14 protein-coding genes are annotated in these 14,131 nt (G+C 61.4%); 6 read left to right on the top strand and 8 right to left on the bottom strand.

The annotated features are described in order from the left end of the window. The first annotated feature begins 29 nt into the window (after positions 1-29). Positions 30-797, top strand: coding sequence for a ZIP family metal transporter (locus tag WIF35_RS04945; protein ID WP_412480456.1), 768 nt, complete (start codon positions 30-32; stop codon positions 795-797). Between the two features lie 57 nt (positions 798-854). On the opposite strand, the gene WIF35_RS04940 is transcribed toward WIF35_RS04945, so the two are convergent. Further along, positions 855-1,061 (bottom strand): hypothetical protein, encoded by a 207-nt coding sequence (locus tag WIF35_RS04940; protein WP_412480455.1) that lies wholly within the window; start codon positions 1,059-1,061, stop codon positions 855-857. A gap of 228 nt (positions 1,062-1,289) precedes the next feature. Here WIF35_RS04940 and phaC point away from each other — a divergent pair, with 228 nt between their 5' ends. The 5 genes from phaC (at position 1,290) to phaR (ending at position 6,441) form a co-directional block, all read left to right on the top strand. Further along, a complete protein-coding gene (gene phaC / locus WIF35_RS04935; protein ID WP_412480454.1) occupies positions 1,290-3,017 on the top strand; it encodes a class I poly(R)-hydroxyalkanoic acid synthase in 1,728 nt (575 codons plus the stop codon). A 19-nt stretch (positions 3,018-3,036) separates the two neighbouring features. Further along, complete coding sequence (phbB, locus tag WIF35_RS04930; RefSeq protein WP_412480453.1) at positions 3,037-3,777, top strand: acetoacetyl-CoA reductase; 741 nt, start codon at positions 3,037-3,039, stop codon at positions 3,775-3,777. 48 nt (positions 3,778-3,825) lie between these two features. After that, a complete protein-coding gene (phbB, locus tag WIF35_RS04925; RefSeq protein ID WP_027458166.1) occupies positions 3,826-4,569 on the top strand; it encodes an acetoacetyl-CoA reductase in 744 nt (247 codons plus the stop codon). 158 nt (positions 4,570-4,727) lie between these two features. Further along, the gene (locus WIF35_RS04920; protein ID WP_412480452.1) at positions 4,728-5,741 is read left to right on the top strand and encodes a hypothetical protein; all 1,014 of its coding nucleotides are present in this window, start codon (positions 4,728-4,730) and stop codon (positions 5,739-5,741) included. A 148-nt stretch (positions 5,742-5,889) separates the two neighbouring features. Next, a complete protein-coding gene (gene phaR, locus WIF35_RS04915; protein WP_412480451.1) occupies positions 5,890-6,441 on the top strand; it encodes a polyhydroxyalkanoate synthesis repressor PhaR in 552 nt (183 codons plus the stop codon). A 50-nt stretch (positions 6,442-6,491) separates the two neighbouring features. On the opposite strand, the gene nifM is transcribed toward phaR, so the two are convergent. From nifM to WIF35_RS04880, 7 genes are all read right to left on the bottom strand, one after another. Further along, positions 6,492-7,331, bottom strand: a complete 840-nt coding sequence (gene nifM, locus WIF35_RS04910) for a nitrogen fixation protein NifM (protein WP_412480450.1) — start codon at positions 7,329-7,331, stop codon at positions 6,492-6,494. Beyond that, a complete protein-coding gene (locus WIF35_RS04905) occupies positions 7,319-7,774 on the bottom strand; it encodes a nitrogen fixation protein NifZ (RefSeq protein WP_412480449.1) in 456 nt (151 codons plus the stop codon). The genes nifM and WIF35_RS04905 overlap by 13 nt, the downstream gene beginning before the upstream one ends. Further along, complete coding sequence (gene nifW / locus WIF35_RS04900; RefSeq protein ID WP_412480448.1) at positions 7,774-8,121, bottom strand: nitrogenase-stabilizing/protective protein NifW; 348 nt, start codon at positions 8,119-8,121, stop codon at positions 7,774-7,776. Before nifW ends, WIF35_RS04905 begins: the two co-directional genes overlap by 1 nt. 9 nt (positions 8,122-8,130) lie before the next feature. Beyond that, positions 8,131-8,670: a hypothetical protein gene (locus WIF35_RS04895; RefSeq protein ID WP_412480447.1), complete on the bottom strand. Its 540-nt coding sequence runs from the start codon at positions 8,668-8,670 to the stop codon at positions 8,131-8,133. Between the two features lie 15 nt (positions 8,671-8,685). After that, the gene (cysE, locus tag WIF35_RS04890) at positions 8,686-9,462 is read right to left on the bottom strand and encodes a serine O-acetyltransferase (protein WP_412480446.1); all 777 of its coding nucleotides are present in this window, start codon (positions 9,460-9,462) and stop codon (positions 8,686-8,688) included. Next, on the bottom strand, positions 9,455-10,594 hold the full coding sequence (nifV, locus tag WIF35_RS04885) for a homocitrate synthase (protein ID WP_412480445.1): 1,140 nt from the start codon (positions 10,592-10,594) through the stop codon (positions 9,455-9,457). Before nifV ends, cysE begins: the two co-directional genes overlap by 8 nt. A gap of 168 nt (positions 10,595-10,762) precedes the next feature. Then, complete coding sequence (locus WIF35_RS04880; RefSeq protein ID WP_412480444.1) at positions 10,763-14,074, bottom strand: response regulator; 3,312 nt, start codon at positions 14,072-14,074, stop codon at positions 10,763-10,765. Positions 14,075-14,131: the final 57 nt, after the last annotated feature.

Raw genomic sequence — 14,131 nt, 5'->3', positions numbered from 1 at the left:
TCCGCGCCTTTCTCCAAGCGCAGAAGCGTGTGAGCACACTTTCCTGGATCATCACCGTAGCCCTCGCCGGCGGCATCCTCAGCGTCGTCGCGGCCGCTGCCCTGAGCGTTGCCCTGGGTACGCATCGGGTCAGCATGCTCATTTCGTATGCGATCGGTGCGCTGCTGGGAGCGGCTTTCCTGGAAATCCTGCCGCATGCGCTCGAACATGGTCAGCCGCAGCGCATGGCCAGCACCGTGCTGTTCGGTATCCTGGTTTTCTTCGTGCTCGAAAAGCTGGTGCTCTGGCGCCACTGTCACCACGATCATTGCGAGGCGCACGAAGCGCACGCCCCCGCCAACGATCATGGACGTTCCGGCCTGCTGATCCTGGTGGGCGACACCTTCCATAACTTCGTCGACGGCATCCTGATCGCTGCCGCCTTCCTCGAAAACACCGAGTTGGGCATCGTCACCGCCTTGGCCATCATCGCCCACGAAATACCGCAGGAAGTCGGCGATTACCTGATCCTGCTGCATTCCGGCTATAGCAAGATGAAGGCGCTGGCCTACAACCTGTTGTCCAGTCTGGCGACGTTGGTTGGCTCTTTACTCGCCTATTACGCATTGTCGGAACTGACCGAGTGGATCCCATACTTGCTCGGCCTGGCCGCTGCCAGCATGATCTACGTGGCCGTCGCTGACCTCATTCCCGGGCTACACAAGCGCACCGAGCTCAAGGCCACCCTGCAACAGGTGCTGTTGATTGGCATGGGCGTGGCTTCGATTGCCGTGGTCCAGGCCCTGGTCGGCGAATAACTCCCGCTTTCCGACCACCGGGCTCTCTCTTCGTTATACAGAGATTGGCCGGCAAACCTAGGGGGTCTCTTCCGGAGTTTCCTTGGTCGCTTGCAGTTCCTTGAAGCGGCGGCGCTCCCGACGCACCTTCGAGCCGGCAAAATATATTATCAATCCGCAGGGAAGCAGTCCGTAGAAGGCGAAAGAAATGATACCGGCGATGATGCTCGGTTCATTGGCTGCCACCAGCAAGGTGACGTAGAGCCAGCCGATTACGATGATCAAGGATAGATGCATTTTTTCTGAAGTGTCGCCTTGGGCATTGAATTTCGCCGTAAGCGTGTATCATTTTTGATAGTTGCGGGTTTGTTTCAAAATCCCGGTGGCTTGCAACAATGTACGCAAGCTGCCTCAATTGAGCGGGTAATTATGCATGCAAATGCATTGACAGCCTCAGGGGCGGTATGCAGAATCCAAAAGCTCATACCCCAAGGCTAGCGAGAAGACATTTCCATGGCGCAAGGATCGAACAATAACGACGCATTCCTGGGCTCTGCCATGCAGTTCATGCAGGCGGGACAGAATATGGCCCAGCAATTCATGGAATATCTCGGCAAGTCCGGTGCTGCCAATACGAATGTGCCGCCGGCTGTCGATCCGCAGGCGATGACCGCGCTGCAGAAGCATTTTGCCGACCAACAGTTATCCCTTTGGCAATCTGTGCTGGGCAAGCACCAGGGTAAGCCGGAAACCTTCAAGGTGGCCCCGGAAGCGGGCGACCGCCGCTTCAATTCGCCGGAGTGGCAGCAGAGCCCGGTGTTCGACTACCTGCACCAGGCCTATCTGCTCAATACGCGCTACCTGAAGGAAATGGTCGAACTGCTTCCCTCGCAGGACGACAAGACGCGCGAACGCATGCGTTTTCTGGCGCGGCAGATTTCCGATGCCATGGCGCCGACCAATTTTGCGGCGACCAATCCCGAGTTCATCAAGATTGCCCTGGAAACCAAGGGGCAGAGCATCACCGACGGCATCAACAACCTGATCAAGGATTTCGAGAAGGGCCGCATCTCGATGACCGACGAGTCGGTCTTCGAAGTCGGGCGCAATATCGCCACGACCGAAGGCGCGGTGGTCTACGAAAACGACGTGATGCAGTTGATCCAGTACGCGCCGCTGACGGCCAAGGTGGGCACGCGTCCCATCATTGTCGTGCCGCCCTGTATCAACAAGTTCTACATCATGGACCTGCAACCGGACAATTCGCTGATCCGCTTCATGGTCGAGCAGGGCAATACGGTTTTTCTGGTGTCGTGGCGCAATCCCAAGGAAGAACAGGGCGAGCTGAGCTGGGACGATTATCTCGAGCAGGGCCCGATTGCCGCGCTGCGCGTGGCGCAGGAAATCACCAAGGTCAAGCAGGTCAATGCGCTCGGCTTCTGTGTCGGCGGCACGATCCTGACTTCCGCGCTGGCCGTGCTGAAGGCGCGCGGCGAGAGCCCGGTAGCTTCGCTGACCTTGCTGACGACGCTGCTCGATTTCTCTGATACCGGCGAAATCGGCCTGTTCATCGACGAACAGGGCGTTGCCGCGCGTGAAGCGACCATCGGCCAGGGCGGCCTGCTGCCGGCGCGCGATCTGCAGAATACCTTCTCCTTCCTGCGCGCCAACGATCTGGTCTGGAACTACGTCCAGAACAACTACCTGAAGGGCCAGAAGCCGCAGGCTTTCGACCTGTTGTACTGGAATTCCGATTCGACCAATTTGCCGGGCAAGTTTGCCTGCTGGTACATGCGCAACATGTATCTGGAGAACAACCTGCGCGTGCCGGGCAAGCTGAGCATGTGCGGCGAGAAGGTCGATCTGGGCCAGCTCGACATGCCGGTCTACCTGCTGGCGACGCGCGAAGACCACATCGTGCCATGGCAGTCGGCCTATCAGAGCACCCGCCTGCTGGGCGGCAAGCTGCGTTTCGTGCTGGGCGCTTCCGGCCATATCGCCGGCGTGATCAATCCGGCCAGCAAGAATAAGCGCAGTTATTGGATCAATGAAGATATCAAGGCGGATGCGGATGGCTGGTTGGCCGCCTCCGAGGAGAAACCGGGCAGCTGGTGGAACGACTGGGCGGCCTGGAGCAAGTCTTTCATGGGAGAACAGCGAGCACCGCGCAAACCGGGGAACACCAAATACAAGCCGATCGAACCGGCACCCGGTCGTTATGTGAAAGAGCGCGCGGTCTAACTTTCCCAAGGAGACTAAGATGTCGCGAGTAGCACTGATTACTGGGGGTATGGGCGGCTTGGGTGAGGCCATCTGCATCAAGATGGCGGCACTGGGCTACAAGGTGGTGACCACTTATTCGCCGGGCAACACCAAGGCGGAGGAGTGGCTGAAGAACATGAACAACATGGGTTACGGCTTCAAGGCCTACCCGTGTGACGTCACCGATTTCGATTCGGCCAAGGCCTGCGTCGAGACGGTCAGCAAGGAAGTCGGCCCGGTCGACGTGCTGGTCAATAATGCGGGCATCACCCGCGACATGACCTTCAAGAAGATGACCAAGGCCGATTGGGATGCGGTGATGAACACCAACCTCGACTCCGTCTTCAACATGACCAAGCAGGTCATGGACGGGATGGTCGAGCGCAAGTGGGGGCGCGTCATCAACGTTTCGTCGGTCAATGGCCAGAAGGGGGCCTTCGGCCAGACCAACTACTCGGCGGCCAAGGCCGGCATGCACGGTTTCACCAAGGCGCTGGCGCTGGAAGTGGCCAAGCAGGGCGTCACCGTGAATACCATTTCGCCGGGCTACATCGGTACCAAGATGGTCACGGCCATTCCGCAGGAAGTGCTGGATTCGAAGATCCTGCCGCATATCCCGGTCGGTCGTCTGGGCAAGCCGGAAGAAATCGCCGGCCTCGTCGCTTATCTCGCTTCCGACGAAGCGGCTTTCGTGACCGGGGCCAATATTTCCATCAACGGTGGTCAGCACATGTTCTGACCGCCGTTTTCTCAACCTACACATTTCATCAACAAGGAAGGAAACACAATGACGCAACGCGTTGCTCTCGTTACCGGCGCCATGGGCGGTCTGGGTACCGCCATCTGCCAACAGCTGGCCAAGGCCGGTCACAAGGTGGTTGCCGCCTATCACCCGCAATTCGACAACAAGGAAGAGTGGCTGAAGGAACAAGCCGCTGCCGGTTTCAACGACTTCGTCTGCGTTGCCGGTGACGTCTCCGTTCTCGAAGACTGCCAGAAGATGGTTGCCGAGGCTGAAGCCGCTTGCGGTCAGGTCGACATCCTGATCAACAACGCCGGCATCACCCGCGACCGCATGTTCGCCAAGCTGGAAAAGGATGGCTGGGATGCCGTTATCGCCACCAACCTGACCTCCCTCTTCAACATGACCAAGCAAGTCTCTGCCAAGATGGCTGAGCGTGGCTGGGGCCGTATCGTGAACATCTCGTCGGTCAACGGCGTCAAGGGTCAGGCTGGCCAGACCAACTACTCCGCCGCCAAGGCTGGCGTGATCGGCTTCACCAAGGCACTGGCTGCCGAACTGGCCGCCAAGGGCGTGACCGTCAACGCCATCGCCCCGGGCTATGTCGCCACCAAGATGGTTATGGCCATCAAGCCGGAAGTTCTGGAAACCATCGTCGCTTCCGTCCCGATGAAGCGTCTGGCCAAGCCGGAAGAAATCGGCTTCGCCTGCGCCTACCTGTCCGATGAGTTGTCCGGCTTCACCACCGGCGCCACCATCAACATCAACGGCGGCCTGTACTACCAGTAATCTGGCCTTCGGCACAGATAGCAAACTAAAGCCCGGCGATTGCCGGGCTTTTTTTATACTTGCACCACGGACCGGGAGCGAGGTGAAAGGTGCTGGCTGGGCATATGCAGATCGACAAATGGCGAAGAATGGGCTGTTCCCTGTTCTTGGCGGCTGTCATGCTGCTCAGTGGTTGTGCTGCACCGCGTCGGCCTGCTCCGGTAGAGGTCGAGCAACCCGTTCCGGAGAGCATCTGGCGCGACGTCGAGTGTGCCATTGCCGAGCGGGCGATGGAGGCTGAGGGGCCGGCCGAAAGTTTCGCACGTGGCGAAATGGAGCGCTGGAAACTGCTGGTCGCTCATCGGATGGAAAAGGAATTCATCCCCTGGTATTCCGGTTATTGGACGCAGCGCTGGCTGAGTGTGAAATCCGCCTGGTACCGCCTGAGTTCGGGCGGAGAAACGGCCGGGCCGGAGAAAAAACTGGCCGCCTATCTGCAGGATGAATACCAGGACAGGGTTTTGCAGCCGGTGGCCGGGCTGATCGATTTCGATACGGTACGCAGACATGCCGGCAAGATCTATCTCGAGCGGTTGCGCGAGCGGATGGCCGAGTTGCCGGGAAGCTACCGGCTCTCTGAAAGGCAGTTCAATGCGCATCTGCAAACGCTGCAGGTAATCCAGCTTGGGCCACCGCCCAGCCGCGATGCGGCACTGTCCGAATTGCTGGGGCGCGATGGTGTCGCTCGACAGCCGGCGTTTCTTGCCTTGAACGAGCATTTGCAGCAGAAGGCGCAACGACTGTCGGGCAAGGGGGCGAGCAGCCGCCTGACACCGGTGGCACAGCGCATCAGCGAGAAGCTGGTCGGCCAATTGGCAATCAGCGGTGGCAGCAGCGCCGTATCGACCTTGGTCGGCGGGGTGGCCGGAACTGCCATATCGATCGGGGCGGTCGGCCTGGGCGTCATGCTGCACGAGATGGGACGCGAGGCGCAGGAGCAGGAATTGCGCGACAGCCTGAACCTGGCCCTCGACGACGCCTGGTCGGAACTGGTCGAGGATCGCGAGAGCGGCGTACTGGCCGGGGTAGCGTACTTGTCGTCACGTATCGTTGGGCTGTGCCGCCGTCCGCCGGCGGGCGAACACCCGGTGGATGCTACGGAGAAACCGGATGAAGATGATGGCGGCAAATAGACTTCGGTCGCTTGCTGGGGGCGAGCGCAAAAAAGTCCATGAAATATCACTGATTTTTTGCGATGCAGCAGCCAAGTTTTCACTTCGGCGTATGGCTTATTCGATATAATGTTGCGCTGCACACAGACTTCACTTTGAGGATCGCAGCATGTCGGAATCGGTACGCCTGATCAAGAAATACCCCAACCGCCGTCTTTACGATACCAAGACGAGTGCATACATCACCCTGGGGGATGTGAAGGATCTGGTGCTGAAGTACGAAGTCTTCAAGGTGGTCGATGCCAAGACCAGCGAGGACCTGACGCGCAGCATCCTGTTGCAGATCATCCTGGAAGAGGAAACCGGCGGCATGCCGATGTTCTCCAGCGAACTGCTTTCCGGCTTCATCCGTTTCTACGGTAGCGCCACCCAGGGCATGCTCGGCAAGTACCTGGAAAACAACATGAAGACCTTCGTCGATTTCCAGCAGAAGCTGCAGGAACAGTCGCGCACCATGTACGGCGGCGACAATGCCAGCGTCCAGGCCGATTTCTGGAACCAGTTCCTGAACTTCCAGCAGCCGGCCATGCAGAGCATGATGACGGCCTACATGGACCAGTCCAAGAAGATGTTCCAGTCCATGCAGGATCAACTGCAGAGCCAGACGCGCAACATGTTCACCGGCTTCCAGTTCAATCCGAACGAGAAGGATGGCAAGTAAGCCGCTCGTCGTTCAGACAGAAAAGCCGGGCTTGCCCGGCTTTTTGTTTTTCAGCGCACGTTGGCGGGTAGTTTCTTGATCCATTCGCGCTGGGCATCGCGGCGGCGCTTGTCGGTCAGGCGTTCGACGATGCGCGCGCAAACCTCGGCAAAGGGCAGCATGCCGAAGGGCAGGATTTCGTCGCAAAACAGGATGTGCAGCCCGATCGGCGATTCGAGCACGGCACTGATTTCGCCCTCGTGCAGCGCGAAGGCGGCCGGTTCGAGTTCGGTGTAGAGCTGGTTGCGTTTGACCACGCCGAGTTGGCCGCCTTCCGTAGCGGTCGGGCATTGCGAATGGCGCAATGCGGCCTCGCCGAATTTTTCGCCATTTTTGACGGTGCACCGCAGCGTTTCCAGGGTTTTGTGCGCTTTCGCCTTGTCCTGGGCGTTGTCGAAGGTGATCAGGATATGGCGCAGGCGGCGCGCTTCCGGGCGGTCGAAAGCGTCGGGGTGCAGGCGGTAGTAGATCTCGGCATCGACCTCGCTGACCGCCGGCACGCTGGCTGCCACCTTTTCCAGCACGGCTTCGACACGCAGGTCGCGTTCGACGGCCTTTTCCAGTTCGGCCTCATTCAGGCCGATGCGCTCCAGGTCGTGCGACAGTTCGTCGCCGTTCTGGTAGCGCTGGCGAATCTCGTCCAGCCGTGTCGCCAGCGTGGCGGCGGGGACGAAGACGTGTGCCGCCTCGTCGCTGGCCAGGATGCGTTGCTCCAGGCTGTCCTGCTTGCGCGCGACTTCGCTGATGCGGCTACGTTCGGGCTCGGACAGCGTTTCCGGTGCTTTCTGGAAGAGTTCCCAGGAAAGTTTCAGTTCGAGATAGGCGCTCAACATGATGCTCAGTCCTTGCATTCGATGGCTTCCAGCAGGGCTTCCGGGATCTGCAACAGACGGCCGGGCAGGCTTTCGAAATGGATGTGATAGGCCACGCCGCCGGGGGCGTCGCGGATGACCTTGATCACCTCGCCGCGCGAACCCAGATGCACCAGCACCTCGCCGCCGACGGCCAGCTCCTTGGTGGCCACGACCTTCTCGCGGAATTCGAACTTGGACGGCGTCCACGGCTCGTCGGCACCGATCAGTTCCTCCTCGCGGCAACCGACGATCTTGCCTTCGTCGAGGAAATTGACCGAGTAGATGATCTGGTCCTGCAGGAAGGTGCCGACATCGACGACATAGCCGATGCTGCCGCGGCGAACCAGGAAGGCACCGGGGTCGAGACCGGGGTAGGTTCCGTCGTTGCGGACATTTCGAGTCAGACGTACGGCCTCGCCGTAGTCCCAGCGGGCGTTCATCATTCTGTGCGGAAAACCTTGTCGATGGAAACGAAGGAACTGAAGCCGCCTTCCGGCTTGGCCTGGTTCTGGAAGACGGCGAAGACCTTCTCGGTGATCGAGTTGGATTCGACGAAGTCCTGATAGGCGCGCGACAGCCACAGGCGGTAGATGCCGCGCTGCTGCTCCTCGTCCGGGGGCAGGTTGGGCGCCTGCTTGGCCATGTAGTCGTGGAAGCGCTGCAGGATGTGCAGGCGGTTCACATGGACGACCGATTGATCGTACGGAACGTCGAAGTATTCCAGGAAGTCTTCGGCCGAAACCAGTTCTTCCAGGGCTTCTTCCAGGGTCAGGGTGATGTCTTCCATGGGGCCTCCTCAGGCGACGGCAAGGTTGAGATTGGATTCTTCGACCAGGGCTTCTTCGCCCTGGAACTCTTCGACCACTTCGAGCAGCTTGGCGGCGCCCAGATGGTCGCGGCTATCGAGTGCGGCGAGCTTGGTCAGGCGGTCGCGCGATTCGCCGATGCGGCCTTGGCGCAGCAGGACGATGCTCTCGGCCTTGAGAGCGAGCAGGTAAAAGCGCAACAGGCCGAAGGAGGTGGCAGCGGCCGAACCGAGCTGGGCTTCGTCCAATTGCCGCCAGTCGGCCGGGATGCCGAGGTGGCGGGCCGAGATGCGCTTGGCGTGTTCGGCGACGATCAGGACGTCATCGAGCCGATGCTGATAGAAATAGTAGCGATAGAGCGCGACCAGCACGGTCAGGTGTTCCGGTGCCAGCAGGTGGGCGCGCAGCAGGGACAGCTCGGCGCTCGGGGCGCCGTAGTCTTCGGCAGCGCGGGCGATCAGGCGCTCCGCCTCGTCGGGCATGGCGTCCTCGAAGTACAGCTTGCAGTCGGAGAAATCGAGCAGGTCCATGGGCTGGGTCGGCTTTCAGTGCATGGACTCGTGCTCACAGCACAAGTCGCCAGCCGTGCAGGTGTTGCACTGGCCGCTGTGGTCGGGCGGAGGCGGCTCGTGGCGCAGTTCGGCCAGTTCCTTCTCCAGGATTTCGATGCGTTCGATCAGGCAGGCGATGGATTTCGCCACCGGGTCGGGCAGGATGTTGTGATCGAGGCTGATGCCGTCTTCCGGGCGGGCGGTGCCGGCGCGGGTATCGACGATGCGGCCGGGAATGCCGACCACCGTGCGGTCGGCCGGCACGTCCTTGACCACCACCGAGTTGGCGCCGACGCGGACGCGTTCGCCGACGGTGATCGGGCCGAGGATCTTGGCGCCGGCACCGACCACCACGCCGCTCAACAGCGTCGGATGGCGCTTGCCCTTGTTCCACGAGGTGCCGCCCAGCGTGACGCCGTGGTAGAGCGTGACGTCGTCGCCGACTTCGGCGGTTTCACCGATCACCACGCAGGCGCCGTGGTCGATGAAGAAGCGGCGGCCGATGGTGGCGCCGGGGTGGATGTCGACGTTGGTCAGCGTGCGGCTTAGGAAGGACAGGAAGCGGGCCGGGAAGCGCCAGCCGGCCTGCCACAGGCGATGCGACAGCCGATGGGCGAGGATGGCATGGACGCCGGGATAGGTGGTCATCACCTCCAGCGTCGAGCGGGCCGCCGGATCGCGCTGGAAGACGCAGGCCAGGTCTTCCTTGAGGGTGGCCCACAGGCCGGGGGCAGCCATTGCGTTTGCAGTCATGGTCATCGCTTCAGACATGGAGGTGGCTCCTGACGGAGGCCAGCAGCGCGCGCAGGTCGGCGGCTTCCGGCGGGTGCTTGTGGGCGGAGACGAAAGTGCGAATGGCCGGGAGCAGGGCCTGGGCTTCGTGTTCGTTCAGCTCGATGTCCAGTCCGGCATAGACGACCTGCACGGCGCGCGAACCGGAGTGCTTGCCGAGCACGATGCGGTGCGTCTGGCCGACTTCGCTCGGGTCGAAGCCCTGGTAGTTGTCCGGATGCTTGAGCAGGCCATCGACGTGGATGCCGGCTTCGTGCGTGAAGGCGCCGGCACCCACCACGCTTTTCTGCCATGGAATGGCCCGTCCAGAGGCGTTGGCGACGCGGCTGGAGAGCGCCGGGAAACCCTTGAGGTCGATGCCGGTGTCGATGCCGTGCAGCTTCTTCAAACCGAGCACCACTTCTTCCAGCGGCGCGTTGCCGGCCCGTTCGCCCAAGCCGTTGACCGTGGTATTGACGTGGGTGGCGCCGGCCTTGCAGGCAGCCAGCGTGTTGGCCGTGGCCAGGCCCATGTCGTCGTGGGCGTGCATTTCGATTTCCAGCCCGGTGTGGCGGCGCAGGGTGGAAATCTTGTCGAAAGTGGAGAAGGGCTCGAGTACGCCCAGGGTGTCGGCGAAACGCAGGCGGCGGGCGCCGGCGCGTTCGGCTGTTTCCGCCAGGGCGCACAGGAAATCCATATCGGCGCGCGAGGCGTCCTCGCAGCCGACACCGACTTCGAGGCCGAGGCTGAGGGCGGCGCCGATGTATTTGGGCAATTCGCGTAGCAGCCAGGCGCGCTCCTGCTTCAGTTTGTAGGCGAGATGCTGGTCGGAGGCCGGCACCGAGATGTCGATCAGGTGTGCGCCGAGGCCGGCGCAGGCGGCGATGTCGGCCGGATGCATGCGGCTCCACACCATCAGGCGCGGGGCCAGCTGCAGATCGGCGACGGCGCGGATGGACTCGCGCTCTTCCTCGCCCATGGCGGGAATCCCGACTTCCAGCTCGGGCACGCCGATGGCCGCCAAGTGGCGGGCGATGGCCAGTTTTTCGTCGAGCGAGAAGGCGACCCCGGCCGACTGCTCGCCGTCGCGTAGCGTCGTGTCGTTGATGGTGATGAATGGGGTTGGGCTCATGACATTCTCCTCGCTACCTCTCTAGCAAGGGTGGTGCCAATGTCTAAGCTATTGATTTATAGTTTTTATTTGTTCAATCGGCGGCCGGCTGTCGTGATTGTGTCGGGTATGCGACAAGTTCGCTGCCGACTTGCACTGCTGCGGTGCACCGGCCAAAACGGGCAAAAATCAGCCTGTGCCCGATTCGGCCTCGACCTTCTGCAGCCACTTGAGCAGGGAGGCGAACAGCACTTCCGGATCGACCGGCTTGGCGACAAAGTCGTTCATGCCGGCTTCCAGGCAGGCTGCACGGTCTTCGGCGAAGGCATTGGCGGTCAGCGCCAGGATCGGGGTGTCGTCGCCGGCGGGCAGGGCGCGGATACGCCGCGTCGCCTCCAGGCCATCCATGCCCGGCATCTGCATGTCCATCAGGATCAGGTCGTAATCATGAGCCTCGACCATGGCGATCGCCTGTCGGCCATCCTCGGCGTATTCGACATGCAGCCCGACTTCGGCCAGCAGGCTTTGGGTGATTTCGCGGTTGATCGCCTCGTCTTCCACCAGCAGGATGCGGCGCCCAGGGTAGTGGGTACGCAATAGCGTTTCGGCCGGAATGTCGGTGCCCGGCTGCGGATCGGCACTGGCACTGCCGGCCATCTTCTTCAAGGTGACGGTGAACCAGAAGCGACTGCCGAGACCGGGCTTGCTGTCCGCACCGGCGCTACCACCCATCAATTCGGCCAGTTTTCGGGTGATGGCCAGACCGAGGCCGGTGCCGCCGTATTTGCGCGTCGTCGTGTTGTCGGCCTGCTCGAAGGAGTTGAACAGGCGGGGCAGGAATTCCGGGGCGATGCCGATGCCGCTGTCTTCAACCTCGAAACGCAGGCAGGAGGTATCGGCGCTTTCTTCCTCGATGAGCACGCGCAATTTCACTTCGCCATGTTCGGTGAACTTGATGGCGTTACTGGCGTAGTTGAGTAGTGCCTGCTGAATGCGCGTGCCGTCGCCGAGCAGGGGCGGCAGCGGGGCGTGCGGCTCGATAGTGAAAGCCAAGCCTTTGGCGGCGGCCCGGTCGTGCAGGATGGAGACGACATTGCCGAGCAGGCTGTCGATATGGATTTCCTTCTCCTCGAGCGTCAGCTTGCCGGCTTCGATCTTCGACAGGTCGAGGATGGCATTGATGATCTCGAGCAGGTGCGAGCCGGCCGCTTCCAGTTTGTCCAGGCGCACCGCCTGTTCGCCGGAAATGCCGGCACGGCGGATCAGGTGGGCCATGCCGGTGATGGCATTGAGCGGTGTGCGAATCTCGTGCGACATGTTGGCCAGGAAAGCGCTCTTTGCCACGTTGGCCGCTTCGGCCGCGGCCTTGGCTTCGCTCAAGGCCCGCGTGCGTTCGTCGACCAGCTTCTCCAGGTTGATCCGGTAGTCGTTCAATTCATCGACGATGGCTTTCTGTTCGGAAATGTCGACGCAGAAGCCGATATAGCCGAGGAAGTTGCCATTGCTGTCATAGCGTGGGTTGCCGTCGTCGCGAATCCAGCGATAGACGCCGTCGGCACGGCGCAGGCGGTAGACCATGCTGAACGGCATGCGGTGGTCGAAGGCGTTTTCATACACCCGGATGCAATGCGGTCTGTCGTCCGGATTCACTCCGTCGAGCCAGCCATTGCCGAGTTCCTGAGATAACGACCGGCCGGTGAAGCGCAGCCAGGGCTCGTTGAAGAAGTCGCAGCCCTTGCTCAAATTGGACGTCCAGATCAGCGCGCTGCCGCTGTTGGCGAGAGTGCGGAAATGCTGCTCGCTTTCGCGCAGCAGGGCTTCGGTGCGGAGGCGTTCGGTGATGTCCTGCAGGCTGAACTGCATCAGGCTGCGGCCCATATAGGCGAAGGACATCAGATTGACTTCGGCATCCCACTCGCTGCCATCGGGGCGACGATGTCGCCAGTTGAACACCATGGAGCCTCGTGCGCTGGCCTGTGCCAGCTTTTCAAGTGCGGCAATGTCCGAGGGTGTGCCGTCGTACTGGATGGCCGCAGATACATCGCCCGGACTCAGGCCGAGCACCTGCTCGACGCTTTCGTAACCGTAGATGAGCGCAGCAGCGAGGTTGCAGTCGATGAAGCGGCCGCTTCCCGGGTCGAGCACGACCAGCGGAATGCGCGATTCGGCAAAGAGCACCTTGTTGTAGCTTTCGCTTTCGCCCAAGCGGGCCTGGGCGATCTTCAATTCGGTGATCTGCTCGCGCAGCCGGGCTTCCTGCGCATCGAGCTTGGCCTGGTTCTGCTCCAGCATCAGGCGCATGGTATCGTGGGCGCTTGCCAGATCGCGAATTTCGCTAACGCCGCTGGGCACCGGTTCGGCTGCCGCGAAATCGAGTTGGCCGACCCGCTGGCTAGCCTCGGCCAGGGTTTCGAGCGGCTGGGCAAGACGTTTTGCCTGCCGGTTCGAATAAACGATGCCGACGGCCAGCATCAGGCTCAAGCCAGCCAGCCAGAGCAGGAGCAGAGGCGTCCAGTCGGGTGAGAAATCGCCGACTGGCGCCAGGGTCATCACCCACAACTGCTGGTTGCCCAGCTTGTAAGGTGCCAGGCGAGCCAGCCAGCCTTCCTGTCCGGAGCGAAAGGCAATGACTTCGGCTTGACCGTGCCAGGCTGCCAACGCGTCGTTGACGGCAGGGAGGCCGAGGGAATCGACGGGTTGCAGTATCTTGCCCAGCCAGTGAGCGGCATCGTTGCCGCGTGGGGCTGCTGGCAGGCCGAGAACCCTGCGGTCGGAAGTCAGGATCAGGGCCATGCCACGGGCGCCAAGGTTGGCACCGGCCGTGGTGGAGCTCAGGTCGCGAAGCATCAGGTCGACACCGAGGATCAGATCCTTGGCGCGCTGGGTCGGAACGTGAATGGCGGCGGTGATGCCCGGATCGCCCGTGGTGAAAAAAGTGTAGGGGGCCGTCCATTGCACCCGGGTCTTATCGGCCAGTGCGCTGCGGTACCAGGAACGCTGGCGCGGGTCGTAGTCCATGGACTTTTCGTAGGCGCTGACCTTGCCGTCGGGCGACTCCTCGAGCATGCGCTGTTGCGTGCCATGGCGCTCGAGGTTGGTCAGGCGATTCAGCCAGCCGCCATCCGGACGCTGCATCAGCATCCAGCCCAGGCCATCCGCCGTGCCGCCGACGGCGGATGTGATCAGAGGCTGAGTGGTTACTAAGGGACGAAAGAAGCGATTGAAGCTGTCGGCCGAATCGGGCTCGGGCGGATTGGTGGCAAACCATTCCCGGGCCATGGTGAGGAGGCGTTCAGTGGGCTCGAAAACCTGATCGAGCCTTGCTTCGACCTTGTTGGCTGCGCCGATGAAGCGGGTTTCGGCGATACGCTTGACCATCGGCTGCAGGCCAAACAGGAAAAAGAGCGCTGCCGAGAGCAGTAAGGCCAGCACAATCAGCGCCAGCGCACGACGCCGCAAAACCCGCCTGAGCGGCAATGCGTTTGCTTGGCCTGTTGGCATGCACCCTCTCCGATTTATCTGGCATTTATTGTCTCATTTTAGATTTTTCTTATCGAA

This window comes from Azonexus sp. IMCC34839 (genome assembly GCF_047047955.1).
GTDB lineage: Bacteria > Pseudomonadota > Gammaproteobacteria > Burkholderiales > Rhodocyclaceae > Azonexus.
Note: the sequence above shows the minus strand (reverse complement) of the source record. Positions and strands in the feature narration are given on the sequence as shown.

Coding starts and splice junctions, on each gene's coding strand:
- phaC (WP_412480454.1), top strand. CDS start 1,290: ATGGCGCAAGGATCGAACAATAACGACGCATTCCTGGGCTCTGCCATG.
- phbB (WP_412480453.1), top strand. CDS start 3,037: ATGTCGCGAGTAGCACTGATTACTGGGGGTATGGGCGGCTTGGGTGAG.
- phbB (WP_027458166.1), top strand. CDS start 3,826: ATGACGCAACGCGTTGCTCTCGTTACCGGCGCCATGGGCGGTCTGGGT.
- WIF35_RS04920 (WP_412480452.1), top strand. CDS start 4,728: ATGCTGCTCAGTGGTTGTGCTGCACCGCGTCGGCCTGCTCCGGTAGAG.
- phaR (WP_412480451.1), top strand. CDS start 5,890: ATGTCGGAATCGGTACGCCTGATCAAGAAATACCCCAACCGCCGTCTT.
- nifM (WP_412480450.1), bottom strand. CDS start 7,331: ATGCAAGGACTGAGCATCATGTTGAGCGCCTATCTCGAACTGAAACTT.
- WIF35_RS04905 (WP_412480449.1), bottom strand. CDS start 7,774: ATGAACGCCCGCTGGGACTACGGCGAGGCCGTACGTCTGACTCGAAAT.
- nifW (WP_412480448.1), bottom strand. CDS start 8,121: ATGGAAGACATCACCCTGACCCTGGAAGAAGCCCTGGAAGAACTGGTT.
- WIF35_RS04895 (WP_412480447.1), bottom strand. CDS start 8,670: ATGGACCTGCTCGATTTCTCCGACTGCAAGCTGTACTTCGAGGACGCC.
- cysE (WP_412480446.1), bottom strand. CDS start 9,462: ATGTCTGAAGCGATGACCATGACTGCAAACGCAATGGCTGCCCCCGGC.
- nifV (WP_412480445.1), bottom strand. CDS start 10,594: ATGAGCCCAACCCCATTCATCACCATCAACGACACGACGCTACGCGAC.
- WIF35_RS04880 (WP_412480444.1), bottom strand. CDS start 14,074: ATGCCAACAGGCCAAGCAAACGCATTGCCGCTCAGGCGGGTTTTGCGG.